The organism is Xanthocytophaga agilis, from assembly GCF_030068605.1.
In the GTDB taxonomy this organism is placed as follows: Bacteria; Bacteroidota; Bacteroidia; order Cytophagales; family 172606-1; genus Xanthocytophaga; species Xanthocytophaga agilis.
This window is the reverse complement of the sequence record NZ_JASJOU010000060.1, coordinates 1-577: the sequence shown is the minus strand read 5'-3', so window position 1 is coordinate 577 and position 577 is coordinate 1. Positions and strand designations below refer to the sequence as shown.

The window sequence follows — 577 nt, the reverse complement described above, 5'->3', positions numbered from 1 at the left end:
GAAGAAGAAGATCCATCTTTTGCTACCAGAATAGCCACATACGTACCGGCAGCCAGTCTTTCACTAAAGGTTACTTTCATTGTGCCATCTGCATCCCAACTAGTCTGATACCCTACCGATCTGCCTAACATGTCATGGATAGAAGCAATCTTCACCTCTGTGTTGTTAACCGTAAAGTAAATTACATCTCCATTACCAGGGTTAGGGAATAAAGTAATTTCTCCCAATGCTCCACTTATGCCAAAGTTTACTTTAATCACTTTTGAGTAAGCATAACTTCCATCCTGATCCACCATTTTCAACCGGTAGTACGATACACCTGTATATGGTCTGTGATCGATAGACTGATAGGTCTGTAAGCCGGATGAATTTCCTGTCGCATTTACCTGTGTCACTTCTTGAAAAGTTTTACCATCCTGACTTCTTTCTACTACAAAGTACGATGTATTCACTTCTGAGGCAGTTTGCCAGTTCAGATTCACCTGTTGGTCAACGGCTTTGCCTGTAAAATCAAGTAAGGTTACCGGAAGAGGATTATAATCTATCTCAGTTGCTAAAGTAAATGGACTGAAATTGT

The 577-nt window shown here is 40.6% G+C and carries 1 protein-coding gene; it reads right to left on the bottom strand.

What is annotated here, in order from left to right; translation table 11 throughout:
- Positions 1-577 (bottom strand): T9SS type A sorting domain-containing protein (locus tag QNI22_RS40190; protein WP_314520328.1); only part of this gene is annotated, 577 nt, incomplete at both ends.